15 protein-coding genes are annotated in these 15,537 nt (G+C 57.5%); 7 read left to right on the top strand and 8 right to left on the bottom strand.

Translation table 11 applies throughout. The annotated features are described in order from the left end of the window. Positions 1–1,101 (bottom strand): AAA family ATPase, encoded by a 1,101-nt coding sequence (locus QQJ96_RS13235; RefSeq protein ID WP_284332479.1) that lies wholly within the window; start codon positions 1,099–1,101, stop codon positions 1–3. Positions 1,102–1,626: 525 nt separating this feature from the next. Continuing rightward, entirely contained in the window at positions 1,627–2,280 is a 654-nt protein-coding gene (locus QQJ96_RS13230) for a TetR/AcrR family transcriptional regulator (RefSeq protein WP_284332478.1), read from the bottom strand. A gap of 88 nt (positions 2,281–2,368) precedes the next feature. Here QQJ96_RS13230 and QQJ96_RS13225 point away from each other — a divergent pair, with 88 nt between their 5' ends. Then, positions 2,369–3,286, top strand: a complete 918-nt coding sequence (locus QQJ96_RS13225) for an NADP-dependent oxidoreductase (RefSeq protein WP_284332477.1) — start codon at positions 2,369–2,371, stop codon at positions 3,284–3,286. 206 nt (positions 3,287–3,492) lie between these two features. On the opposite strand, the gene QQJ96_RS13220 is transcribed toward QQJ96_RS13225, so the two are convergent. After that, positions 3,493–4,443, bottom strand: coding sequence for a LysR substrate-binding domain-containing protein (locus QQJ96_RS13220; RefSeq protein WP_284332476.1), 951 nt, complete (start codon positions 4,441–4,443; stop codon positions 3,493–3,495). A gap of 94 nt (positions 4,444–4,537) precedes the next feature. On the opposite strand from QQJ96_RS13220, the gene QQJ96_RS13215 reads away from it, so the two are divergent. Together QQJ96_RS13215 and QQJ96_RS13210 are read left to right on the top strand one after the other, a co-directional pair. Continuing rightward, a complete protein-coding gene (locus tag QQJ96_RS13215; protein WP_284332475.1) occupies positions 4,538–4,822 on the top strand; it encodes a DUF4242 domain-containing protein in 285 nt (94 codons plus the stop codon). Between the two features lie 34 nt (positions 4,823–4,856). Continuing rightward, the gene (locus QQJ96_RS13210; RefSeq protein ID WP_284332474.1) at positions 4,857–5,390 is read left to right on the top strand and encodes a hypothetical protein; all 534 of its coding nucleotides are present in this window, start codon (positions 4,857–4,859) and stop codon (positions 5,388–5,390) included. 292 nt (positions 5,391–5,682) lie between these two features. On the opposite strand, the gene QQJ96_RS13205 is transcribed toward QQJ96_RS13210, so the two are convergent. Further along, positions 5,683–6,249: a glycosyl-4,4'-diaponeurosporenoate acyltransferase CrtO family protein gene (locus tag QQJ96_RS13205; protein ID WP_284332473.1), complete on the bottom strand. Its 567-nt coding sequence runs from the start codon at positions 6,247–6,249 to the stop codon at positions 5,683–5,685. A gap of 224 nt (positions 6,250–6,473) precedes the next feature. Here QQJ96_RS13205 and QQJ96_RS13200 point away from each other — a divergent pair, with 224 nt between their 5' ends. After that, positions 6,474–8,066, top strand: a complete 1,593-nt coding sequence (locus QQJ96_RS13200; RefSeq protein WP_284332472.1) for a protein kinase domain-containing protein — start codon at positions 6,474–6,476, stop codon at positions 8,064–8,066. Positions 8,067–8,155: 89 nt separating this feature from the next. On the opposite strand, the gene QQJ96_RS13195 is transcribed toward QQJ96_RS13200, so the two are convergent. Beyond that, positions 8,156–9,073 (bottom strand): RNA polymerase sigma factor, encoded by a 918-nt coding sequence (locus QQJ96_RS13195; protein ID WP_284332471.1) that lies wholly within the window; start codon positions 9,071–9,073, stop codon positions 8,156–8,158. Positions 9,074–9,315: 242 nt separating this feature from the next. Between QQJ96_RS13195 and QQJ96_RS13190 the strand changes: the two genes are divergently transcribed. Then, positions 9,316–10,068, top strand: a complete 753-nt coding sequence (locus QQJ96_RS13190) for an SDR family oxidoreductase (RefSeq protein ID WP_284332470.1) — start codon at positions 9,316–9,318, stop codon at positions 10,066–10,068. A gap of 64 nt (positions 10,069–10,132) precedes the next feature. Then, positions 10,133–11,083 carry an MBL fold metallo-hydrolase gene (locus QQJ96_RS13185; RefSeq protein ID WP_284332469.1) on the top strand — a complete coding sequence of 317 codons (951 nt, stop codon included), beginning with the start codon at positions 10,133–10,135 and terminating at the stop codon, positions 11,081–11,083. Here the strand turns inward: QQJ96_RS13185 and QQJ96_RS13180 are convergent. Continuing rightward, positions 11,077–11,253, bottom strand: a complete 177-nt coding sequence (locus QQJ96_RS13180) for a hypothetical protein (protein WP_284332468.1) — start codon at positions 11,251–11,253, stop codon at positions 11,077–11,079. The two genes, QQJ96_RS13185 and QQJ96_RS13180, sit on opposite strands and share 7 nt — an antisense overlap. A 279-nt stretch (positions 11,254–11,532) precedes the next feature. Here QQJ96_RS13180 and QQJ96_RS13175 point away from each other — a divergent pair, with 279 nt between their 5' ends. After that, positions 11,533–12,432 (top strand): hypothetical protein, encoded by a 900-nt coding sequence (locus QQJ96_RS13175; RefSeq protein ID WP_284332467.1) that lies wholly within the window; start codon positions 11,533–11,535, stop codon positions 12,430–12,432. Between the two features lie 528 nt (positions 12,433–12,960). Here QQJ96_RS13175 and QQJ96_RS13170 read toward each other — a convergent pair. Further along, positions 12,961–14,076, bottom strand: a complete 1,116-nt coding sequence (locus QQJ96_RS13170; protein WP_284332466.1) for a hypothetical protein — start codon at positions 14,074–14,076, stop codon at positions 12,961–12,963. Between the two features lie 292 nt (positions 14,077–14,368). Further along, positions 14,369–15,448: a dihydroorotase gene (gene pyrC / locus QQJ96_RS13165; RefSeq protein WP_284332465.1), complete on the bottom strand. Its 1,080-nt coding sequence runs from the start codon at positions 15,446–15,448 to the stop codon at positions 14,369–14,371. Positions 15,449–15,537: the final 89 nt, after the last annotated feature.

Below are 15,537 nucleotides of genomic sequence, written 5' to 3'. Positions count from 1 at the left end.
TTATCCTTTTCGGTTTAGCAAACGAGATACCGTCGACGCATTGATATGAAGTTCTTTACCAATTGCGCGCATCGACTTGCCATCAGCCTGCATGCGCTTGATTTGAAGGTAGCGTTTAACTTCGTCATCCTTTAAGGACTCTGGCGCAAGTAGCCTAAGCGCAGCCTCCTCAAACGACACCCCATGTAATGCTACTTGTCGTCTTGCTCGATTAATAAGCCGGGGAGTATCCGAAAGGGGGAGGCCGACGAGTGAGGGAGTGATTTGTGTAGCCAGCCCTTGATCACAGCCAAGCCTAAGCAGAAGTGTTTCGATCTGCGACTTGGTGCTCTCCGGAAAACGTAGCCAAAGATCAAACCGACGGAATACCGCGCGGTCTAAAAGTTCTTCATGGTTCGTCGCAGCAACAAGCAGAGATGTGGAGGGCCATTCGTCAATAGCCTGAAGCAAGACGTTAACTACACGCTTGAGCTCGCCAACGTCCTGTCCATCATCTCGGCGCTTGGCGAATGCGTCGAATTCGTCCAGCAGCAATACACACGGCTGCGCGCGTGCATGTGAAAGAACCTTTACGAGGTTGTTACCCGTCTTGCCTAGCAAGCTATTGACCGCAGCCGCTAAATTGAGTGTGACAAGGGGTAGATGAAGTTGCTCGGCCAGAAAAGTGGCTGCGAGTGTTTTGCCTACTCCCGGAGGGCCTGACAAAAGGACAGTGCGAGAGGGTTCTAAGCCGGCTGCAACCAGCTTATTGGTGTGCAGCCATTCTTGTATCAAACCATTGAGTCCTGACTCGATTTCGGGGGCCCATACTGGCTGCAGATCAACGTGCGCTGGGAACTGGGTAGTGGTCAGGGGGAGGTTGCTGTCAGCGTCGACGGGACTTAGCGTCGCCTGTTGCGCGGCAGCGTCGCGAGCGAGGGTTAATCGTGACTCGCTAGCTTCTGAAAGTGCCTTTGACAGAGTAGCTGCCAGAGGTGATTTTTCTCGTCGAAGTCTGGCTATCAGTCGGGTTAATCGAAGTTGAAACGCAGGTGCATTGCCGGCGCAGCCTTCGCGCACTAAGGCAATCCATTCGGCATGGGATTCGGGGGGTGTTGCCACTTGATCCTCAGGTTAAGTTGCGCCTGTTGCAAAGTGTTGCACATAATTGCGCAACGCTGCAAGGATCCTGATGGGTCAATGAGATTTTATATTTTATCTTTATGTAACAAATAATTACATTGTTTTTGTGAGATGATATGGGATGGTTTTTCACCTGTAGCCAAGCCCCTGTTGCGCCATTACAGGCAAAGGGGCAGGCCGCCTATACAAAGTGGGCAGGGAGCGGATCGAAGAGGGCGATTCATGACAAGTTGACCTCAGCGACTTCACGGTCAGACTGCACATTTCCGGAATGCGCACTCCGAATGGATGGATAGGGCGCGTTGTTCAACAGCCATCTTCCGCCAATAGGAGATGGGGTAGCCGAGCGCGAACGAGGCGAAGGTGCAGAATCGGGTAGATGTTAAAGACGACCTGGATACCCAAGAACACGACCGCTTCCGCGATTGGGGCCACGAATTAGTCCTTCGCTGAAACGTTCATACGAAAAGGACAGCTAACTTGCCGCCGCATCGCGCATGACATTCAAATAGTGGGCGGCCCCGATTGTCCTGATTGTCTTCCCGACTTCTCCTCGCCCAGGGTAGACAATCCTTCGGCCAGCAGCCGGGCCGCATCACGAATTCGCTCTTCGGCCGGCTTGCCCGGTGCCTCGGTCGCCCCGCAACTGCCGTTGGCGAAGAAAGCGAGGTGCCACAGCGCCATCAGAGAGGACGCGGCCAGGGCAGGGCGCAAGTCACCAGGCGCCGCGCCACTCTCCATGGCAAGATGCTGCGCCAACGTCCGCTCGGTTTCGAGCGTACGGCTGCGTAGCCGTTCGGTTAGTGTGGGTGAGGAAGTGAGCACGCTGTGGAAGCGTTCGCGTCGGCGCTTGGGCAGACTCTCAAGCTCTTTCAGGACGACAAGCGTGCAATCGAGTACAGCGCTGAGTGCGCTTACGCCTGGTTCCCTCTGCGCTACAGCGTCGAGTAGCGCCTGCTCAAGGCGACGACGACTGCCAAGGACGAGATCCTCCTTGGTGGGGAAATAGTTGAAGACGGTCTTGGTCGCGACATCGGCAGCGGCGGCAATGTCGGTATAGGTCACTGCATCGTATCCCCGCTGCTCGAACAGCTCCATCGCCACTTCTGCGATCGCGTGGCGTGCCGCTGCCTTCTTTCGTTCGCGCAATCCCGTCATTGGCTGCTTCAAGTCCTTCATTGACATAATTGTATAGTGACTATAATGTTCATGCGAGCCTAACATTGATTGTACTCGGGAGACTGCGATGCCACGCGCCGTCATATTCGAAGCTTATGGTCCGCCCGAGGTTCTGAAAATGGCCGAGAAGCCGCGTCCCAACCCGAAAGAGGGCGAGGTCCTGGTCAATGTGGAGGCTGCCGGCGTGCAGCCTTTCGACACCGCTTACCGCTCGGGCGCTCTTCGACAATGGGCGCCCGCGAAATTCCCGCAATCGCTGGGCCTGGAGTTCGCCGGCACGATCGGCGAAACGGGCGGAAAGGTCGCGGGCTTCGACACCGGCGATGCGATCCTCGGCTGGTCCCTGGATGGAGCCTATGCGGAAATGATCGTCGTCCCGGCCGGGCAGTTCGTTCGCAAGCCGGATGCGATGAGCTGGCCCGAGGCGGGTGCGCTGTCGGCTTCGGGGCAGGCCGCGAGCACCGCGCTCGATGCACTGGCGCTGAGAGCCGGGCAGACGCTCATAGTCCATGCCGCCGCTGGCGGCGTCGGCAGCTTCGCGGTGCAGATCGCCGCCGCGCATGGCGTGCGAGTTATCGGCACGGCAAGTCCCGATAACCACGCCTATCTGCGCGAGCTGGGCGCCATCCCGGTTGACTATCATGGCGACCTGGAGGGCAATCTGCGGCGTGCCGCGCCGGAGGGCATCGATGCGGCGCTGATCGCGGTGGGCGGAGAGGAGCCGATCCGAACTTCGGTCGCGCTCACGAGCGATGCCGCACGCGTCGTTACCCTTGCCTTCGACCCTGCGTCCGAACGCTACGGCGTCAAACGGATCGGCACTCAGCGCTCGACCGAACGCCTTGCCTCCCTGGTGGCGCTTTATGAAGCGGGAAAGCTGCGGGTGCCGGTCGGCCGTGTCTTCGCTCTTGAAGCGGCGGCCGATGCGCATCGGCATGTCGAGACCGGTCATTCACGCGGCAAGACGGTATTGGTGATGCAGTAGCTCGTGGCCCGACCGCTTGCGCCGTTGAATGATTGGTCAAGGGCGGCTATCGGAGCCACCCTTGAATTAGCCCTCCGCCAAGCAGCCTAAATATTCAGGCTGCACCAAAATCCAATCTGTTCGGCTCAAGGTTTGGTGTCGGGTGTGCCTGCCTCTCGCGGGCGAACGCCTCAAACACTTGCCGGCAGGTGATCGTATTGGATGCTCTACCACTTCATATTCGAAGCTTTCGCCGACTGCGCGAACTGCAAAAGCCAATCCCTGGTGCCTGTGGCCTGGCCCTGCAGCCAATGGCGAAAGCACGTCACTTGTGGCCGGAGCAGGGCCTCGGGATGAAAGCGCGCTTGAAAGACATGTGTCGTCCAGTGTCCGGTCGATACCGGAAACGGCAGGTTGAGTGAACCGTCACCGATGTCTTCGCCCAACAATGCCAGTCCGCAGATGGCGAAACCAGCATTCGCGCGTATCGCCTCGAGCGCGGCACTGATCCGCTGAAAACGAATGCCACGATTGGGCTCGGTTCGCTTTAGATGCTGGACCTTGATCCAGCTTGACCAGTTCGGCGCGCCCGGATCCTCCTTGTAGAAATCCAGATGCAATAAGGGCCAGCCCTCGAGGCAGTCGCGCAGGGCAAGGTTGGCTATGCGATGCGCGATTTCCGGAGAGCTGATGGGGAGCAGGAAATCCCCAAAGAGCAGGTCGTCGGTGGCATTGGTGTGCTGGGGACCGAAGCTGATCGCGCAATCGATCTGACCAATGCGCAACGGCGCATCGCCTTCGCCATTGATGCAGAACAGAACATGTGGATACGCGGCTTTGAAGTCCTCAATGCGCGGCTTCAACCAGAGATCGGCGAAGTCTGCGATAGCCGCGATATGAATCTCGTCTCCGCGCTGCAGGTTCAACATCGTGTCGACGGTGCCAAGCTCCTGGAATGCAGCCCGCAGGTGCTCGATCGCCCCCGAGAGTTCGGGCGTAGGCCGGAGACCCTGCCTGCCGCGCACGACCAGATCGATCCCCAGGTATTCCTCAAGCGCTTTAATGCGCTGCCCGACTGCCGCAGGTGTTACCCAAAGTGCGCGCGCCGCAGCCTGCAGCGACCCCAGCCGCAACGCCAACTCGAGCGCCTGTAGGGACTTCAGATGCGTAAGTGCCATGACCCTAAAGGTAATCTTTAGCTGTGCCAAGAACTCTTAGCTTTAATATACCGCGCGGGCGGCCGAAAATTGGCGCAATGAGGGAGGAAAACTCATGGCGCACCTAAAGAGATACCTTATCGAGCGCGACATCCCGGGCATTGGCGGCATGTCGATCCTGGAATTGTGCGGTGCCGCTCGCGCCTCGAATCGCGCCATCGAGCAGATCGGCGACGGCATCCAGTGGCAACACAGCTATGTAGCGGGCGACAAGACCTTCTGCATCTACCTTGCCGCCAATGAGGAAGCGATCCGCAAGCATGCAGAGCTCAGCGGGATCCCCATCACGCGCATTGTAGAGATTCCGCAGATCATCGACCCGCTGACCGCCAACAATTAAAGGCGCGGCAGCCGCGCTTCCGAGGAGGCGAACCATGAATCGCTCTACAAGCAAGCTCATCCATTCACTGCTGGCGATGTCTTTCCTAGCACTTCCTATGCTCGCTGCTGGCGACGAGGCCACACCATTGATCGACAGGGTGCACAGTGCCACCGCGCGCTATGTCGACATCAACGTAGCGTTTCATGAGGGTTTCGTGACGGCGACGCCCTGTGTCAGCGGGCCGGACACTGGAGCCATGGGCGTGCACCTGGTGCTGCCTTCGCGCATCAGTTCGGGCGTACTGAACCCGGACCAACCACAGGCGCTCATCTACGAGCCTATGGTGAACGGTGAAATGAGACTCGTCGGTGTCGAATTCATCGTGCTTGCAAGCATCTGGCAAGCCAAAAATCCGCCGAACTCTGTGCCGGCACTCGATGGGAATCTGCTCAACTATATCGCCGCGCCCAATCGCTACGGGTTACCGGCATTTTACGAGATCCATGTGTGGGCGTGGGAGCACAACCCGAAGGGAAGTTATGCCGACTGGAATACGCAGGTCACGTGTTCGCATCAGGCCTTGTAAGGATTATAGGGGCCGGGCTTTCCACTGCTCGGCCCCTTGCCTGACAGTCACGCACTTGGTTCGCTTGATGTTACGAGCAAGTAATGTCGGAGTGAGCAGACGCGACGACGATATCGATGCCTGGCCCGGTGACATGTAGAACAAACGGAACATCCAGGATTTAGCCAGCTCTAACTTTACGGGCGCCCAAAGCTGTTCGATCTGTCCGAGACCGGGCCGGACGTCTTGCGGTCAGCAAGGCGCACAGCCGGGTCTTGTATCTCTCGATCGGGACACTGGTGGCGGCATTCGGTTAATTTGGTAGGGAAGGGACCATTACACGACGTTTGTCCTCGCCTAATAGATGGGACAGCCGAGCGCGAACGAGGCGAAGATGCAGAACTGGGTAGATGTTAAAGACGACTTGGATAACCAAGAACAATACCGTTTCTGCGATATAACCCTTAAAACCGATGTAGGCGATGTAAGGGGTAAATAGAACCGCGGCCCAAAAGTGGATGGCTTCGGACGACTCCAACTGGCGACTTAGATCGGCGAAATTTCGCCTCCCCTTGGTCAGATAGACCGAACGATTGAGATGGCGATTGGGCGAGTTACGAAGGAACTCCCCAAACCGGCGAACGCCAAGCCAATCATGGCGTCTTGATGCGGCTGCCTGAGGGCTAACCGCCCGAATAGCTGATGGCATTCGAAGCATGAACAAGGGTTGGGCCGTTTTCGCCAGTCCCAGGAAGAAGAACATCGCCTGCAACCAGAGCCAGGGGGACTGAAACCCGAGGACACGGGCCAGCATGACAAAGCCGATGCCAAATACGGCCGCCTCCAATGTCAGCTTGCCGACATTGCGCCACGATTTCATATGCATTCCTTGTGATTGTTCCTTCCCGAAGGAATATGCGGGAAACGTGTGGAAACCCCAGGGTTAGAGTGTTCTTTCATCGAACGGCGTGCAATGGAAATGGCGCGCTGGCCCAAGCCTCGTCTTGGCAAGACTGTAAAGATCAGCATTTTGCTGATGGTTAGCCATGGGCAAGGCTCTTTAAGATGGCATGAGGAATAGTGGCCAGTCTACGGCGATCATTCATGCAACAACATGCCCCCTCCGAACAGTCAACCCTGGATTCCCTGCAGAAGGAGCAAGGGGCGCCAGCAGCATCCGGCAGCAGCAGCTTGCTACAGCGGCAAGAAGATGCGGCGGTGGCCGATAGCCCACGCCAGAAGGCGCAACAACAGACCCAGGAGAGGCTCCAGAGCAGCCCCAGGCAAACAGCACAACGACGGCGCCTGGAAACTCTGCAGCAGGCGTCGCCGCAAGCCGGGGCAGGGAAGGCCTCTTCCGCTGGGGGTCTGCCGGATAACCTCAAAAACGGCGTCGAATCGCTTTCCGGTATTTCCATGGATGCGGTCCGGGTGCATTACAACTCGGCGAAGCCTGCGCAGCTCAACGCGCACGCCTACGCCCAAGGCCTCGACATCCACCTTGGGCCGGGACAGGAGAAGCACTTGCCTCATGAAGCTTGGCATGTAGTTCAACAAAAACAAGGGAGGGTAAAGCCCACCCTCCAAATGAAAGACAAAATAAATATCAATGATAATGAAGGGCTGGAGAAAGAAGCGGACAGGATGGGAGGGCTGGCCCTGCAATTGAACGCCATGTCCGGGTCGAAATCCCTTAGTCAGACTCATCCAGGTGTTGGGCAGGTTCGCCAGTTCGTATTTCGCGATATGGAGGATGAGCTGGCCGATGATGGGGACTCCGTGCAGCCACAGAATGTAGCCACGCAATCGGCCAAGGAGAAGGTTTATTCAATGGCTTTTGACAAGATAAAACCTATGTTGGTTGACCTGGCCGATTTGGAGGAGAACGAGACCAAAGTGGTTCGTTTGAATGTAGGCGGGCCTCGCTATCGAGTGATCATTCAGAGGGCACCCTTTCGTGGCAAGGGCAGTGGCGCGAAATTTTTTACCATGGAACTCAATCGCCAGTTGAGTAAAGGGAAATATAAGTATTTCGGAAAGATCGTCGTGAAAAAGATGAAGCAGCCAGAGAGCGTGGGAATGCGACAATTTGACGATCTTGCCAAGAAAAAGCAAAATGACGAGATCGGTACTTTGGATGCCATGTCTAGCCACCGCCATGCCCCAACTTTTCATGGAGCAGTCTTACATGGCGATACCTATTTTGTGGGTATGGAATTGGCAGCTGGAGACCTTTTATCAAGAGTTGAAGGGGGCGCCAATAAAGCCAGTGTATCGACTTGGCTTCGGCAGACCCTCCAAGTGCTCAGTCATATGCATGCGAATCTCCGTGCCCATGGGGACGTAAAGGCTGATAATGTGATGATCTCCCAAACAGGCGATGCTCTTCTCGGGGACTTCGGGGAGACTACCAATTTGGATCCAGACGACGGGACAGTTAGCGATGAAAGGCGCTACACCGCCCAGAAAGACGATATCAAGCGTTACATCCAGATGGTTTACAAGAATCTTTTTGGGCGAAATGAGTCTGCGGGTGCACTATTGAATCACCTCAATGAAATAGAACCAAAGACTGCGTTGGATAATTTCTGTCGCGCGGCCTTCGCTGGATCTTCTAACGCAGACGATGAACCTCCTACCGTAACCATGCAAACTTTAGCAGGCCAATTAAATGATGCTGCTGTTTGGCCGAGGTAGCTTGAAAGAAAATTAGGAATGGAGTCCGCGCATCTCTCTACTCCGTCGCGCTTGAGATTCAAATAGTGGGTGGCCCAATTGCCCCGCCGCTACAAGACTGGCCCTGGTCGCTCAACGACGACGACCTGCGCGCCGTCAAGCGCATAGCGCGTATAGCGAAAATCGCGAATCGAGGCGACCTGATGACCGCTCCACTCGATCACCATGAAATACAAGGGGGCACCGTCCATGTCCTCGGCATCGAACACGAGCAGCGCGGGCTTGCCGTCGACGAGGCCCACACCTAGCTGCAGGCCGCCATGGCGGCTGTAATGCCCGAAGTAGTTGGACACTTGCGCCTTGCCGTTCGCCTGAATGCGATTGACCAGGTTGAGCTTGACTTCGTCCGCCAACATATCCCGCACTGCGTCGAAATCCCGTGCGTTGAAACGCGATGCATAAGCGAGCAGCAAGCGATGTTCGTGCGCATCGAGCACGGGTTCGGGGGTTTCATCCGGCCTATGGGTAAGCTCTTTCAGGCGGGCGCGGCCGCGCTGCAGCGCCGACTTGACCGCCGGTACGCTGCTGCCAGTGAAAGTCGCGACTTCGTCCAGTGAGTAACCGAGTACGTCCTTGAAGATCACCGTACTGCGTTGCAGTGGCGGTAGTTGCACAAAGACCCGAAAGCCCACGAGCGCAGCGTCAAAGGCATCCATGCGTTGGGAGTGGTCGATGATCATGTCTGGCTCCTCGTCCGCATGGCGCGCGTCCTCCCGGGCACGGCGTCGCAAAAAATCGATCGCGGTATTGTGGGTTACCCGGACCAGCCAGCGCTCAAGCACCGAGAAGTCGTCGATGTCCGGTGGCGAGTCGAGCGCCTTCACGACCGTCTCTTGCACAACGTCATCGCCGTCCACGACCGAGCCGGTCATGCGTGCCGCATAGCGGTGCAGCCGCGGCCGCATTTCGGTCAGCATCCGTTCGAGCAACTGGCGTCTTGCGGAGGGGAGGGCAGGCGTATCGGTCATAAACCCGGTTGATCCTTAAAGGTTGGTCACGGTGACTTGCTGCGGCCCTGATTATGCGCCGGGAGGCGCTATCCCATCCGGTGCTGCCGCTTCCTATCTGGATATACGTTTCAGGGGGCGAAAAAGAATCGCGGCCGATACCGATTCTTTTCGTCCGGTCGGGTCGTTTCCACAGTGAGGTCCGCCGCAGGCGTGGCGGAACGCGAACCCATACAGCGTACTGATCGCTTGGGAGGAAACCCATGAAGTCCCTGGAACAATGCAATGCTCTCGTCATCGGTGGCAGTCGCGGACTCGGCTCCGGCATCGTGGAGGCGCTGGTGGCGAGGAACGCGAAGGTCACCGTGGTGGCCCGCACGGAGGCCGCTCTCATCGAACTTAAAAGCCGTACTGGCGCCGCCGTTTTAGCTGGCGATGCCACGGTTCCTGAGTTCGCCGAATCCACGCTACGGCAGGTACGTCCCTCGGTGCTGATACTCAACGCCGGCGCTACGCCCACCATGGCACTACTCCACGCACAGACCTGGGAGTCATTCAGCGAAATTTGGAACACCGACGTGAAGTTGGCGTTTCACTGGGTACAGGCCGCCTTGCGATTACCTCTGGAGCAGGGCAGCCGCGTACTTCTCACCGCCAGTGGCGCTGCCATCCAAGGCTCTCCGCTTTCGGGCGGTTATGCCGGCGCGAAGCGCACCGTCTGGCTGATGGCGGACTACGCCAATAGCGTATCGAAAGAGCAGGGGCTAGGCATTCGCTTTCATGCGCTAGTGCCGCGGCAAATCGTCGGTGCCACGGCTCTCGGCCGTACGGCGGCGGAAGCTTACGCGCGGCGGCAGGGAAAGAGCGTCGAAGAGGTTCTCGCCGGGTTCGGCAAACCACTTGGCCTACGTGACTACGGGGAGCACGTGGTGACGTTGTTGACGCAACCCCAATACGAAAACGCGACGTCCTTCGGCATCCGTGGCGATACCGGCATTGAGGTGTTGAATCCTTAATGCATTCGGTCCACCAGGACCATCGGCTTATGCCGTCTCACTCGTTTCCATCCAAGGATCCCATATGAAGTTTCGTACTCTCACCATGCTTGGTGCGACGATCACCCTTGCACTTCTATCTCAGCAGGCGGCTATCGCCAGCGCTGCGCAAGCCACCTCGGCGGGCCAGTATCGTTTTGAACTAGGCGATCTTCACGTGATATCGCTAGATGCAGGCACCGTGCCGCTGGATGCTCATACCCTGCTTAAAGGTGTGGCGACGGCGCAGATGGACAAGTTGCTCACTCAGGCCTCCTTGTCCAATCCCGTGGACAGTTCAATCAATGCATTCCTTATCGTGGAGGGATCGCATCGTATCCTTATCGATACCGGCCCCGGGGACTTCTTTGGCCCTGGCGATAGTGGCAAGCTGATGGCGAGTCTCAAAGCTGTTGGCGTCGAGCCAGGCGACATCGATGACATTCTGCTGACACATCTTCACCCCGATCATGAAGGTGGTCTTGTCCATGCCGGCAGGGCGGTTTTTCCTCATGCCACAGTGTTCGTTGGCAAGCCAGATGTCGACTTGTTCCTTGCCAAGCAGAGCCAAAGTGGCGCAGACGGCGTCGACAAGGCTTTGTTCCAGCAAGCCAGCGTTGCCCTCGCGCCCTACATGGCGAGTGGTCGCCTGAAACCATTTAGTGGCCAGACGGAAGTGTTGCCGGGTATTACGGCCATACCTGCACCGGGTCATACGCCAGGCCACTCGATCTATCGTGTGCAAAGCAAGGGGCAGACGATGTCGTTCATCGGCGACCTGATCCATATCGCCGCAATCCAGTTTCCAAACCCGGCAGTGACCATTATTTATGATGTCGATCAGTCGCGAGCCGCCAGGCAACGTACAGAGCGCTTCAACGCTTTTGTTGCGTCTCATCAGCTGGTGGCGGGCGCCCATCTGGCGTTTCCGGGAGTGGGTTATATCGAGGGGCAGGGCAGCGCGTATCGCTTCGTTCCGCTTGACCAACCTCATTGAGAGGAAGATCGGGAAGGGCGATTGGGGCCACCCCCGATTGTCCCGATTGTAGGGGCCGGGCGCGGCCCAGCCGAACCGGTGATGGTGTGCTTGAGCTTGGCCACGCGCACCTCGAAGAACTCGTCGAGCTTGTTGGCGACGATGCTCAGATAACGCAGGGGTTCGAGCATCGGAATGCTGGTGTCGCGCGCATGCGCCAGTACGCGGAGTGAATTGGAGGGTCGCCAGCTCCCGGCTCAGAAATTACTCGGGTTGGTACGTTTCGATAACAATAGATTTGGTACCTTAGAAAGACATCCGTTCGTTTTTACTCATAAGCGACCGCTACGCCTATGCGTTCGTAAGGAAGCGTTCAGCGCGCAATCTCCTTTTGTGGGGTATGTGGATGGAGCCCTAGGCTCCATCAGTCCTTTGACCCGCAAATCACACGAGAAGCAGGAGAAGATCCTATGGCTAAGGCATCTCGGTTCATCGCAATGTGTGCGATCAGTGCAGCCATTGCAGTGCCGTCGTTCGCGTGGGCGCAGACCTATACGACGGTCCATTATCCGGGCGCAGTACTCACGGAACTTGTTGGCGGCCCCAATCCCCAGGGTACGAGTGTCGGCGGTTACACCCTCACGACGGGTGGAGCTTTGCACGGGTTTACGCTAAGAGGAGGGGAATTTACGTCGTTCGATCCTCCGGGCTCCACGTTTACGACTGCCAACTTTATCAATCCGCGAGGAGATATTGTGGGCGCCTACGTCGACATCGCTGGCGTCAGCCATGGTTTCATTTTACGCGATGGGACTTACACCACGGTCGACTACCCAGGTGCGACTGGTACAGCGCTCAGTAGCATTAACCCTTCCGGTGAATTGTCAGGCGCCACCTGTTCCGACGCTGCCTGCGGCGCCACCGGTAACCCCAACGTTACGCACAGTTTCCTGCTGTCCAAGCAAGGCGTCTTCTCGGCGACCTTCGACCCACCAGGTGCAACCAGTAGTACCAGCAGTGTGGTGATCCCATCTGGCGCAGTCATTGGTGCTTACACACACCTAGCTGGAACGACATGTTCCACACAGTGCCAAGGGTACCTGCTGTACCACGGATCGTATGCCACCATCAGCTATCCAGGCGCCGCGTTTACGTTTGCTGGCGGTGCCAACGCTCCGGGTGACGTGGTGGGGGTTTACACCGATGCTGCGGGTGTCAGTCACGGTTTTCTGTTTAATGGCGCTTACACATCGTTCGACTACCCCGGAGCCAGTTTCACTGAGGCAACCGGGATCAACCCTAGCGGTGTCATCGTGGGGCTCTGGATTAACTCCGCGGGCGTCGTGAACGGATTCATACGGACACCGTAGCGACACGAGAGCTAGCGTTTTGTAATCAGCCCACGCCGCCTTATCCGGCGGCGTGGGCATCGTGCGTTTCCGGCGCCAGTAAGCGTTGAGGGCAATTAGGGCCACCCATGAATTAGTCCTACGCTGAGACGTTCATGCGACAAGCACGGTTAAAAGCCGCCGCATCGTGCTTGACATTCAAATAGTGGGTGGCCCCGATTGTCCTTGCACATGGCATCGCAGCGACGTAAGCATGTAGGCTGGGATGACAATTCTGAGGTATCCCCACGTTTTTCGCTCTTGGATCCCGTAAAAATCAGGCAGCTGCGTTTTAGCCCGCTGACATCCAAAGAAACGGGCCGTCATTCCCGCGAAAGCGGGAATCCATCGCGCTCTGATGCATCCTGAAAATGGATTCCCGCTTTCGCGGGAATGACGGCATTTGGGGCACGTATGCAGGTAAAGGAAAAACGTGGGGATATCTCAGGATGACAATCCCAGCATCGGGATGCCGGGCAGAATGCAGGGATTAGCATCCCAGCCTGCGCGCTAGTGAGCTTCTCGTTTGCTGCAACTGGCCAATTGATCCGCCAGGCTAGCTTCCGTAAAGAGCCCGCGCGAAATCAATGTCGCGCGCTCGTCCTGCGATAGTTGCCCGCAAGCGTAGGCGGAAGCCAACAGCAACTGGGTCTTGGGGTGCGACGGATCTTTCAGCAGCCCAAAATTGGATTCGGCCGCGTTCTTGCCAGGTTCGTCATAAAGTTCGTAGAACTCGACGCCTTCGATATTCGCTTCCTTTTGATGCAGCAGGTATTCGGCATGCGTTTTCAGGCTGACGAGTGCTTTCGCGTCGTCATACGGCTTGCCTTTTAGCGGCGTGTAGATTTCGGCGGCGTTGAATTCGTTGATGATGACGGGCTTGCCGATCTTCTTCATCTCGGCGAAGACGTCTATGGTCCCGCCAGGGATATGGAACTGATAAGGGCTGGTACCCGCACCGTAATAATAGTGATAGGCCAGCTCATCGACCCGGACACCTTGTGCTTCCAAGAAAGGCACCAAGCCGAAGTCTGCGCCAGCCGTGTCGACCACTACGCGCAAGGGCTTGCCGGCGCGGGTGCCGACGTCATGGATGGCGTGCGACATGCCGCGAAGCAAGGCCGCCCATTGATGCGCTTGCCCGGTTGCATAGTCGTCGGCCGAAAGCCCTGGTCCGCTCTTGAATCCCTTACGCAAACTCAGCTCGTTCTCCAATTCCCAATCGCGTATGTCGTTGGCGAATTTGAGTACGATGGGATAGGTATAGTCATAAGCCTTCGCCTCCAGCCCAGCATCCGTGCTGGGATACCGGCCATTATTCGTGTCGTCCAATGGGACGTACAAAATGGGGTGCAGCGTTATGTGATGAGCATGCGCCAATCCAACCAGAGCCTGCAGCAGCCGTGGCGCCCCAGTGCTGTTATTAAGAAAAACGTCAAAGCGATAACTTTTTAGATGACGCTGATCCAGTGTCGAGAACTGCTCAGCATAGTTGCTCCACAGCGCCTGACTCTGGCTCGGGTGCCCACACACTCCCCATTGCAGAGCAGGCGAGGCTATGGCGCTGCCAACCGATAGCATGGCTGTGGTCAAGCTCAGTGCAACATGGGCAAGACGTATTTTCATAGGTATTTTTGGGTTGACCCGTCGGTGGATGCGAATGGACGCGGCTAGTCCGAAGGCTTGGTCAGCAGGATGAGATCAGCGGAATGCCGGTTGCGAGGCCCGGTGTCCAAATCGACCGGGACAGGCCTTAAATGACAGCTAGCCTTGCTATAGAGACGTCTTAACGAATCCCCACGATAGCAGCACTCTGATGGTTACGGGTGAGCCCCAGCGCGTAGGCTGGGATGCTAATCCCAGCTTCGACACGGCATGCCGATGCTGGGATTGTCATCCCAGCCTACGCGTTTGACATTCAAATAGTGGGTGGTCCCGATTGTCCCGCGCGCAGCCCATGGTTCGTCGCGAGCTGCCACGTCAGCGTTTCCCCAGCGAGGAACGGCACCACCGCCTGTCCGCCCACTTCGATCTCGTCGGGCACCTGCCAGGGGGTTCGCATCAACGAGATCTGGCCGGCGTTGGGGGCAAGCCCATAAAAGCGCGGACCGTACTCCGAAGCGAAAGCTTCCAGAAGATCGAGCGCGCCTTCTTCCTCGAATACCTGTGCATAGACCTCGATAGCCACTGGCGCGTTGAAGATTCCGGCGCAGCCGCACGCGGATTCCTTCATCGCGCGCGGGTGGGGCGCTGAGTCCGTGCCCAGAAAGAACTTCGACAATCCCGAAGTCGCCGCTCTACGAAGGGCCAGGCGATGTCTCTCACGTTTGGCGACCGGCAGACAGTAAGCGTGCGGACGCAGTCCGCGCTGGAACATCGCGTTGCGATTGATCACCAGATGGTGCGGCGTGATCGTAGCGGCCACCATGCTGCCGCTGTCGCGAACGAAGTCCACGGCTTCGGCGGTCGTAATATGCTCCAACACGACTTTAAGCGCTGGAAAGTCTCGTACGATGGGGCTCAGTACGCGCTCAATGAAAACAGCTTCGCGATCGAACACATCCACGTCGGCATCGGTTACTTCGCCATGGATCAGCAGTGGCATTCCAGTTCGCTCCATGGTCGCCAGCACCGCATGAATGCGTCGCACATCCGTCACACCGCTGTCCGCATGAGTGGTGGCATGGGCTGGGTAAAGTTTGCATGCGGCAAAGACACCTTCCGAATAGCCGGCCGCAACTTCTCCCGCATCCGTGCCATCGGTCAGATAGCACGTCATCAGCGGCTGAAATGAGGCTCCCGGCGGTATCGCAGCGCGAATCCGGTTACGGTATTGGCGCGCGGCATCCACCGTGCAGACGGGTGGCACCAGGTTTGGCATCACGATCGCGCGCTCGAAGCAGCGCGCCGTCGCCGCGACGGTCTGGTCAAGTTGCGCGCCATCGCGCAGGTGAACATGCCAGTCATCGGGGGTTCGTATCGAAATCATCGTATTCATATTGGTCGGTCGCCTATGCCCAGCAGCATTCGGAGTCTATCGTGCTAATACGGGGCATTGCGAGGCGGCAAGAAATGCAGCGCCATGGT

The sequence above is a fragment of the Dyella flagellata genome (assembly GCF_030160275.1).
GTDB classification, from domain to species: domain Bacteria; phylum Pseudomonadota; class Gammaproteobacteria; order Xanthomonadales; family Rhodanobacteraceae; genus Dyella_B; species Dyella_B flagellata.
This window is presented reverse-complemented; position numbering and strand designations above follow the sequence as displayed.